The organism is Veillonella sp. KGMB01456, assembly GCF_023051165.1.
In the GTDB taxonomy this organism is placed as follows: Bacteria; Bacillota; Negativicutes; order Veillonellales; family Veillonellaceae; genus Veillonella_A.
Genome location: NZ_JALKIG010000015.1, coordinates 40,071 through 48,517, shown reverse-complemented (window position 1 = coordinate 48,517; position 8,447 = coordinate 40,071). Strand labels below are relative to the sequence as shown.

Genomic DNA, 8,447 nt, shown 5'->3' with positions numbered 1-8,447 from the left:
ACCCTTTATCTTTGTCAAAAAAAGATAAAAGTGCTACAAACCCAGTATTTATCTAAGTTTGCAGCACTTTCTACACACACTTTTTGTCCTATAACTCTCTTTTTATTATTCTTTATTTTCTTCTAAAGTCTTAAACCGAATATATTCTGATTTAGTCATATGCTTAGCATCAGCCAACGAACCGAGCAAGTCCCATTCTTTATCGGACATCTTGATAGACCTGATTTTTTTTACCTCATCTTTTGGCAGAGCCGGTTTGCCGGCCCCGGCGCGTCTCCCGCCCCATGTATTTTTTACTTTTTTTTCGTCCATGATTTGCTAAATTCCCTATCCTTAAATAACGCGGCCAATCCAGTAATTTGCTTTAGTCTTATTACCTCGTCGGCGTCCATTCCTAGATGTTTGCCAATCCAATCATTAGACAACCCCATCTTCACGAGTTCCGCGACTATGTTACTCATCAAATCTACGTTATGCGACCCCCTAGCGCGATTATGCCGAATAGTGCTCGCCATTCTACCGCTAATAGGCTTATCAATTACCGACACAGGTAACCTACCGCCTTCACGCTCTCTTATATTTTTATATTTTAACATAATTGAATAGCGATGAAAACCATCTACAATTTCGTACATGTCGGCGTCCTTATCGTAATAGCACACGATAGGCATAGTATACCCATCTTCTTTTATACTATCATATAGGAGTTTCATACCCCACGATGATATATTTTTTACATAATTGCCATTTATGTATTTCTTGCTCCAGATTACTTTTTGTAGAATAAGGACATAAAAATATAGCTAATTCGCAATCAGTAGAATTTATTAAATCCACCGCAACTCTAGTCTTTCCGGAACCCTGCTTCATGAATAAGGCTCCGACCTTTAGACGCTTGAACTTATCAAACGCCTTTTGCTGATTATCAGATTTCATCACGTACCAACTCCTCAATTTCTCTTACTTCTGCTTCTATCTTAGACGGTTTAGTAACTTTTAAATAACTTGTTTCTTCGTCCATTGGATTTAGTGAAGAATTATCAAAAGCATCTAACATCTCTTCGGCGCCTAATTTATCTACAAGATTGCCCTTTTTATATAATTGAAATTCCCAGTCATCGGTAAAAGAGAAAGAAGAACGATACCCCTTATGCCCCTCCTCTCTGACTAATTTTGAAGGATGGTAAAATGTTAGGCCTTTCCATTTAGACTTATTCGGCATTTTTATAATTGTAGCTTTTGCAGTTTCCCCTATTATGTTTTGTGTATTGAATTTAATTTTATGCCACATTGTGGACCTCCTTATATTTTTTAACTAAATTACTAGCAAGTTTGTACTGTAAATCTCTGTAATATTCCATATCTTTTGCATTTCGGATATGCCCTTGAACTTTAATAACTTTGTGATTCTTATAATCTTCGATACTATATGCGTCCTTCGAATAGTCCAACCCGTATTTTTTGGTAATTTTATTGTTCAATCCATATACAACAAAATTTTTTATTTTCCGACATCCTGTGATTTCTTGCAATGCGTAAATTAATAACATTGTTTCTACTGCGCGCATTAAGGCAGTTACCTTAGAGCCGTGATAACTTTTAATTTCACTAGCCGTTTTTGAGCTTTTATCGTATCCGTCCATTTCGCAGAGAATACCTTTAAAGTCAAGGACTACATTACGCTCGCCAGATACGGGAACTAGTAACTCCATATCATGTCCGATTTGGTGTGTGTATCCTTTTACTATATCGCGGGCGCCCTTTGCTCCCATTTCTTTAATTTCTTCTACCGTAAACTTATTTAGTACCGATTTTCTGATTTTCATTATTCCTGCCTCCATTTTGATATTGGTATATACTCATTTCTTAATTAGAGTATATACCAATATCAAAACGAAGTCAAGCTAAAATTTAAAAATTTTTAACCAAAATAAAAAAAGGGGGCTGTATCTGAAATGTGAGTTAAAACTCAATTTCGATACAGCCCCCTTTTCTAAATCTCACCGGATGCACGCATAACGGAGCGCACGGGCCGAGATAACAGGATCACGCATCCTTTCTCATCGTGTAAACGTGTACACGGCGCCAGCTAGTAGGATATATTGGAGCCATTTAATTTTACGGTCGCGGCTCTGCACCCCGCGCTCGTATGCGTTCAATGATTCCTCTGCTTTCTTCAATGATTCGAGCGTCGCGCTGGAGGATTTCGTCAATCGTTCCACTTCCGCCCGTGATGCGGTCAAGGACTGCACTAATTGCGTCCGCTCGCTCTCCAATAGCGCGAGCTCGGTCTTGGCTGTCGTCAAGTCCTGATTTAATGTTGTTAGCTGCGTCTGTAATGTCTTGTTGTCCTCGGCTAGCGTTGTCAATCTCGTATCTAATCCGTTCAGCTCCGCCTCCGTTATCACGTACGCCGCTGAACAGGTAATATACGCCACCGAGAAGAGCAAGGACAGCGCAAACGATAATACCAATTTTCGCATACTTATTTAACCCTCCCCACAGCATCATAGGTCATCCCACCGAGCCGCATATCCGCGCACGTCAACGTGTACAAAGTCCTGATAGTAATATTTCCCGATGCCATCGGCGCCGCACTCCTCGGCCACTTGGGCGAGCTCATCGACGCTCATATCCTGCACCCAAATATCGCAGGCAAGGCCTTGCGTATGATACGAGTTAGGCACACCGCCCACCTCGTAGTTATGTTCCGGGCAGCGGTAACAGCTGGTTACGTGTACCGGTTTACCTACGGCCGCGCGGATGCGCTCCAGTAAATCGACTAACTTAATATCGATAATATGGTCGAGGCAAGTATGCCGGCCACATTGACACATGAGCTCTAACTCGCTGAAATGCTCGCTTACTTGATACATAGTTGACCTCCTAACTGCGGCTTACTACCGCTTTGCCACCGATAAAACCGATAAGCCCACTACTGATATTAGTAGCGAGCTCGTTATAACCGAACCATACGGCCATCACGTCCACGATGCCCAGAATGGCTATAACAATTAATTCGTTGCGCCCTTCGTTCATTTCTTAATCACCTCCGATATGACCTTAATTACACGATCCAATAGCATAATATTATTCGGGTTAATCTCCCGGAGCTTTTCAACGATGCTCGATAGTTCGCAAAATATCGGAATGTGCATAATTGTAAGGGTGGCCAATATATCCACCCGGAGTCCGAAATACTCATAGTCAGAGATGTACATCAGTGGCAAGGATAATAATAAAAACCACGGGTACTGCTTTATAAATTTAGCAAACAGCGCCTCCCGTAGCCCCTTACTCGCTAAGTAGCGCCGTTGTTTGCCCTTGTGCTCCACGGCACCCCAGCCCCGCCACACGAGGGCCGTAAGAATGTTGATAACCGTACCGGGCTTACCTACGGCCGCGTTATAGTTGCTGGCCTCGATTAAGAGCCTGAGACAGGTATCAATCATCACGAGTAAGATAATCGCCACGATGGCATTACTTAAGTCCTCGAGGATGCCCGGAGTGATAGTCCGGGTCAAACTCTCCGAGGCGCTATTTAGTAAGCGATCAAGGATTGGAGGTGGTGGCGTTGTTATCAGTTCCAGCATTGGCCGCGTCCTCCTTTTGCTTTGCGGCCTCTACCGCTTTAAATACATCACATGTACACTTCCCGTCCTTATTGAGCTTACTTGCACAATAGGGGCATCGTTTGGTAATCTTGAAAAATGACATAGTTATTATACCTCCTTAGTTAGCTCTTGCAACTGTTCCACGTAGGCCGCGTCGAGGTCCGTCGCATCCTGCTGGATAGCTGCGGCCGCCACATTATTTCCATTGAGTAATGCCGTTAAGTATTGCCCTTGTAACTCATCCCGGGCCGCCTGATATTCAGCATCTAAGGTGGCACGCGCCGCCGCTGCCACTTCCTCGGCTGTCGGCTCGATAGGTGACGCCTCGACGATTTTACCGTCTTTGATGACATGTTTAATGTTAACGTCGGTAAATACGGCTTGCTCTTTCTCTTTGCACACGTGGGTATCATGACCCTCATACTCCTTTTTTGCTTTAGCGACTAAACCGTCCATAGTTTTGGCGTGTTGGCCTAGTAAGTATGTCGCGATACGCTCCTGCTCGCCGTTGCGATTTGGAGCGCTTAACACGTTGAGATAAGTATTATCCATCGTATCAATCCTTTCTGTTTCTAAATTTTGGAGGTAAAAATGAGACTACCAAACGGCTACGGCCAAGTCTGTAAACTAGCCGGTAACCGCCGGCGCCCCTATATGACGCGCAAAACAATAAACTATACCGATACAGGTCGCGCCCTGTATCACGTCGTCGGGTATTATGCGACGCGAGCGGATGCGCTGACCGCCCTCGCCGTCTACGATGGCGCTTATGGCCGCATCAATTAACGACTTGACCTGGGCCTCGGTAAGTTGCGACCGGCTGAGGGATTCTATAGAATTTGACAGTTCTGTATCTTTATTTTTCAAATTCTCAATATCCGTTAAGCTATTTCAAAGCTAGACAGACTGTCAATATTGGTCGTAATAATGACATTGCCCTCGGTAAGATATCCTTGGGCTATGAAACTAGCTTACCAAAAGCTATATAATAGCAAGCCGGGGCAACACTATTAGATGTGCGGAATGTACAACTATTAGCCGTTTTATAATCTTTTAAAACGTTGACAGTTAAGCTGAATTTATTATCGCTTGCATCGATAACGCCAACCGGAATAATGGTGTAATCGGTATTATTAAAAGCTATTGCAAAGTTTGTCGTGGCTGCATTATCGGAAGGCCGTCCGGTTGTTCCACCTTGGCTACTAACGGCCAATGGTAAGCCAATCAAAGTTATGAGCCATTAATTGACCGGCTCCACTATAAGTATTTAATTTAAAACTAGCTAAATTAGTTTTTATAGCAGTTAAAAATGTGTAATAACCTTGACCGGCTGCCGTGCCAGTGGCTAACACTTTATATTCTTTTGTATATTGGATAGGTAAAAGGATATTACTATCAGCATTGCCGCCGTTGCTTCCACCTTGGATAATGAGCCCGCCAAAAAGTACCCCGAAGCATATATACCATGCGTTCGGATTGGTAAAGGACCACGTCACACCTAAAGTTGTAAATGTTTTATCGCGGATAGCAATAAGTACCGCCTCCGCGAAATCGGAAATCTGAGACGCCTTGAAATTCTTGTACGCGGCAAGAGCCTCGCTTATTTTGGTGTCTACTGTTTTAAGAGTGTCCGTAATTTTACGAGCTACATACGATTTTACCCACTTCACACGTGCGCCTAACTTACTAATCGCACTATCAGTAGTATCGGAATCCCGATCCGGCGTGCTATCCGTCGTAAATAACACGGAGTGCGCGTCGGTATTGTTATTGTGCGCTGTTAAGTCCCTGAGTTTAAGTAGGCCGTCTGGATCAAGTACAGCCGTAGTGTTGCCGGCGTCATCTACGCCGATAAAAATAGAAAAGTCTACCGAGATGACTGTCGCCCCGCCTTTAGCAGGTAAAAAGTCATAGCTCGGGTCAGTCATAACTAGATATAAAATCTCGCCAAGGTCCGGGTCTTTTGCAAACAGCCCCACCTCGCGCATATTAAATCCGGTAGTCACATCGGTATTAGTAAGAGTCGTACTCACCTCGGTAACGCCCGTCTCAACCGGTTCAATGCTTGTAACACCAACGTTAAGTCGCGGCTCTGCGAGGTCTGTTGCAGTCTCATAACTATCTAGCTGACCCGATCCAAATTTAAACTTTGTAAATTCCATTTTGATGCGCCCGGCGCGCACCTTGGCGTCGAGGTTACGACCTCGCTCCGTAATTACGCTATTACGCCAATCTGCCATCGATTTTAACCTCCTTAAATATACGTACTGTCGTACTTGCCTTAATAGATGCACGCCCGGAACTGTCGCCTATCGTACGCGGTGTTACCTGTATGCGCTTATGCACGTAAGAAGCTGTACTAAGTCGCGCCGCCGCCTTTGGCCGGCGTACAAAGGTAATCCCGTCCAAGTGCGACCGTGTATTTTTGGCGACGTAAATCGCCCGGACTGTAGCATCGATTGTCCTACTCGATACAAGCGGACCTTTAATGTCGCCCACCTTGAAAAAGTAAGGCCGGCCGCCATATTCCCAGTATTCCTGTACCGTTGCCCCGTCGATGAGCGTATCGACGACCTGCTGCACCGCGTCCGGTGTGCCCTTGATGCGATGCCATGCGATAGACGTACGCACGAGCTCACGTTTACGCTCTACCGGCGTATTGGCGTCGTAAAAATCGACTTTAAACTGCTTAGCTAGTAAGTCGATAACGTCCTCCGGTAACTCGTCAATACGGGCCAAAATTAAAACCGTACGCGATAACTGAGTCACCGCCGTAAGCTCCGCGTCTATCGCTTTGGCAGCATTTGAGATAATTGGATCACTGGCAAGGTTAGGCGGCAAGATGTCGAGTAAATGAGTCTCTATCAGCTTAAGCATCCTCTAACCCTCCTAGTGTCAAATTAACGGTCTGTTCTCCGGCGACCTGACTCGCCAAAATCTTAGTAAAGGCCGGCTCTTGGAGCTCTACCCGTTTAGCGCCGGCTTGGATGATGCGGTGTATTAGCTCGGATGGGTTAATATCTCGCCCGAGTTTAGCGCGCTGCCATGCCGTGTAATCATCAACAGCCTGTTGTACTGCCTCTCGAATGGCGGTAGCCCTTGACGCATTATTGGCGTCAATATAAAAAGCCCCTCGCACGTTATACGGAACAACGGCCGGAGCTTTCACAAATACCCTATCAGTAAGGGGGCGGATGCGCTTATCATTACATGTACTATTGACTGCCTCTAAAATTTCAGCAGTGGCAGGCTTGCCGGATTTGAGCAAAACATAAATAAATACTTTACCCTCGTTGCCCTCTGGACTATCTACGGCCACGTCCCCTATACTCGTATGAGCGGACATGGCGTGATATATATAGGCATCATCCGGACCAGCTACGCTAAATTGTCCCGGTGCCACCTTGATGCGTTCGCGATAGTCGTCGTCCGCCTCAGTATCAGCGCCGCCGTTTGTCGTGGTCGTGTTGGCCACGGTAGGCAAGTATGGCAACGGATCAACTAACCGACTTAGTTCGCCCGGTAAATATCCGTTTCCCAATTCCCCGGCTTGCTGACACGCTACTACGACATCGGCAGTTAATTGCCCCGGCGCTATCTGCGCCACCTCAGTAGTGGCGAACATGAGCGCCCCGTCCGGTGTTACCCTCGTACCTTTTGGTATAATAACCGCGCTAGGCTGCGGAGCGGACAGCGTAAAACGCACCGTCGTAACCGCCGCCGACGCCGGTAGGCGCTCCGTGCCGACTAGCATACCGAGAATATCCAAAAAGACACCCTCGGCAAACGCTAGCATGTTTTGCCGTGTTAAATAATCAATTAAATTGCGCTGCTCGCCTATGATGCTAGCGAGCGAGCATAAAAAAAGCCTTACCGGGTCCGCTAATGCTAGCGTCCGACCGGTTAAGGCCTCATAAACTGTTATAATATGCTGTTTAATAGAGTCGGTGTCCGTCTCTATAAATTTGATGTTATTAAGATCCAATTATAGCCACCTCCAATACTGGGCGCAGGATACCGTCTGCCGTGTCGCCCTCTGACTGATTGACATAGGATATCCGCACCACCTTACACCGTGGCTCGTATTTGGCAATTTGTTGGAGGATTGATGCGGACATTTTGGCCTGTGCTACCGGTATCGGTAAGTCGATAAGTTCGCCGTCGAGCCCAAATCCGCGCTCAAGGGGTACGCTATACCGTACTGTCGTAAGTATGGTATAAACATTTTGCAGTACCTCCTCCAGCACGCTAGCCGGCGCTAGATTGACCGTTTTCGGTGTTGTTGTTATTAGCCACGTTTGCACCGCTCACACCTCCCATCGGTAAGTCAGGCGCCTTTTTAATCGTAATACTAAGCGTGGATATTAATATATTCCCCGTCCGGTCGGTATTACTTACCTCGTCGCCTACCTCTGTAATTACCCAAGGCGCCCCACCTAACGGGGTGCCGTTAATAATAAAATATTCGCGCCGGCCCTCCTCGGCCATTTGTCGGATTTTGTCGCTTTCCTCTGCCGGGTTAACCCCTAGCATGGCGTTAAAATGTATAACAAATGAGATTTCCTCCGTGTCCGGTCCTAAGTATTCGAGCACCGGTGCAGAGCCGATAACCTCGTGCGACGCGTATTTATATGACGTTTTCCGGCTGTATCCGTCGTAAGTTAAAACCTTACTACTCGACACCTCAAATACTAAATCGCCATACGTGCCTAGAGCGGAGGTCGGTAAGTACCGGCCGAGCCCTAAGGCGTTGGCTACTTGCTGCGCCTGTACATACATCGAGTGCCCGAGCTCCGTCTTTTTAAAATTATCTAAAAATGCCACGTACTCACC

17 protein-coding genes are annotated in these 8,447 nt (G+C 46.0%); 1 reads left to right on the top strand and 16 read right to left on the bottom strand.

Annotation, left to right across the window (positions count from 1 at the left end):
- Positions 1-105: 105 nt before the first annotated feature.
- The 10 genes from MXE28_RS06170 to MXE28_RS06125 form a co-directional block, all read right to left on the bottom strand.
- Positions 106-312, bottom strand: a complete 207-nt coding sequence (locus tag MXE28_RS06170) for a hypothetical protein (protein WP_021841191.1) — start codon at positions 310-312, stop codon at positions 106-108.
- Positions 294-671, bottom strand: coding sequence for a ParB/RepB/Spo0J family partition protein (locus MXE28_RS06165; RefSeq protein WP_247239953.1), 378 nt, complete (start codon positions 669-671; stop codon positions 294-296). The genes MXE28_RS06170 and MXE28_RS06165 overlap by 19 nt, the downstream gene beginning before the upstream one ends.
- Positions 672-696: 25 nt before the next feature.
- Positions 697-936 (bottom strand): DEAD/DEAH box helicase family protein, encoded by a 240-nt coding sequence (locus MXE28_RS06160; RefSeq protein ID WP_247239952.1) that lies wholly within the window; start codon positions 934-936, stop codon positions 697-699.
- Positions 926-1,291, bottom strand: a complete 366-nt coding sequence (locus MXE28_RS06155) for a hypothetical protein (protein ID WP_021841187.1) — start codon at positions 1,289-1,291, stop codon at positions 926-928. Before MXE28_RS06155 ends, MXE28_RS06160 begins: the two co-directional genes overlap by 11 nt.
- Positions 1,281-1,826 (bottom strand): hypothetical protein, encoded by a 546-nt coding sequence (locus MXE28_RS06150; RefSeq protein ID WP_021841186.1) that lies wholly within the window; start codon positions 1,824-1,826, stop codon positions 1,281-1,283. Before MXE28_RS06150 ends, MXE28_RS06155 begins: the two co-directional genes overlap by 11 nt.
- Before the next feature lie 234 nt (positions 1,827-2,060).
- Entirely contained in the window at positions 2,061-2,483 is a 423-nt protein-coding gene (locus MXE28_RS06145; protein ID WP_156704088.1) for a hypothetical protein, read from the bottom strand.
- 24 nt (positions 2,484-2,507) lie between these two features.
- On the bottom strand, positions 2,508-2,876 hold the full coding sequence (locus MXE28_RS06140; protein WP_156704086.1) for a D-Ala-D-Ala carboxypeptidase family metallohydrolase: 369 nt from the start codon (positions 2,874-2,876) through the stop codon (positions 2,508-2,510).
- 10 nt (positions 2,877-2,886) lie between these two features.
- The gene (locus MXE28_RS06135) at positions 2,887-3,039 is read right to left on the bottom strand and encodes a hypothetical protein (RefSeq protein ID WP_021841183.1); all 153 of its coding nucleotides are present in this window, start codon (positions 3,037-3,039) and stop codon (positions 2,887-2,889) included.
- On the bottom strand, positions 3,036-3,593 hold the full coding sequence (locus MXE28_RS06130) for a hypothetical protein (RefSeq protein ID WP_247239951.1): 558 nt from the start codon (positions 3,591-3,593) through the stop codon (positions 3,036-3,038). Before MXE28_RS06130 ends, MXE28_RS06135 begins: the two co-directional genes overlap by 4 nt.
- A gap of 129 nt (positions 3,594-3,722) precedes the next feature.
- On the bottom strand, positions 3,723-4,166 hold the full coding sequence (locus MXE28_RS06125) for a hypothetical protein (RefSeq protein ID WP_247239950.1): 444 nt from the start codon (positions 4,164-4,166) through the stop codon (positions 3,723-3,725).
- Between the two features lie 39 nt (positions 4,167-4,205).
- Here MXE28_RS06125 and MXE28_RS06120 point away from each other — a divergent pair, with 39 nt between their 5' ends.
- A complete protein-coding gene (locus tag MXE28_RS06120) occupies positions 4,206-4,400 on the top strand; it encodes a hypothetical protein (RefSeq protein WP_021841179.1) in 195 nt (64 codons plus the stop codon).
- Between the two features lie 172 nt (positions 4,401-4,572).
- Here MXE28_RS06120 and MXE28_RS06115 read toward each other — a convergent pair whose 3' ends face one another.
- The 6 genes from MXE28_RS06115 to MXE28_RS06095 all read right to left on the bottom strand — a co-directional run bounded on the left by MXE28_RS06115 (position 4,573) and on the right by MXE28_RS06095 (position 8,438).
- The gene (locus tag MXE28_RS06115; RefSeq protein WP_156704079.1) at positions 4,573-4,842 is read right to left on the bottom strand and encodes a hypothetical protein; all 270 of its coding nucleotides are present in this window, start codon (positions 4,840-4,842) and stop codon (positions 4,573-4,575) included.
- A complete protein-coding gene (locus MXE28_RS06110) occupies positions 4,817-5,854 on the bottom strand; it encodes a phage tail protein (RefSeq protein ID WP_156704077.1) in 1,038 nt (345 codons plus the stop codon). Before MXE28_RS06110 ends, MXE28_RS06115 begins: the two co-directional genes overlap by 26 nt.
- Complete coding sequence (locus MXE28_RS06105; protein WP_156704075.1) at positions 5,838-6,491, bottom strand: phage tail protein I; 654 nt, start codon at positions 6,489-6,491, stop codon at positions 5,838-5,840. The genes MXE28_RS06110 and MXE28_RS06105 overlap by 17 nt, the downstream gene beginning before the upstream one ends.
- Entirely contained in the window at positions 6,484-7,383 is a 900-nt protein-coding gene (locus tag MXE28_RS06100) for a baseplate J/gp47 family protein (protein ID WP_247239949.1), read from the bottom strand. The genes MXE28_RS06105 and MXE28_RS06100 overlap by 8 nt, the downstream gene beginning before the upstream one ends.
- Before the next feature lie 205 nt (positions 7,384-7,588).
- The gene (locus MXE28_RS11645; protein WP_348644761.1) at positions 7,589-7,861 is read right to left on the bottom strand and encodes a GPW/gp25 family protein; all 273 of its coding nucleotides are present in this window, start codon (positions 7,859-7,861) and stop codon (positions 7,589-7,591) included.
- Position 7,862: 1 nt separating this feature from the next.
- The gene (locus MXE28_RS06095; protein WP_021841174.1) at positions 7,863-8,438 is read right to left on the bottom strand and encodes a phage tail protein; all 576 of its coding nucleotides are present in this window, start codon (positions 8,436-8,438) and stop codon (positions 7,863-7,865) included.
- Positions 8,439-8,447 lie beyond the last annotated feature (9 nt).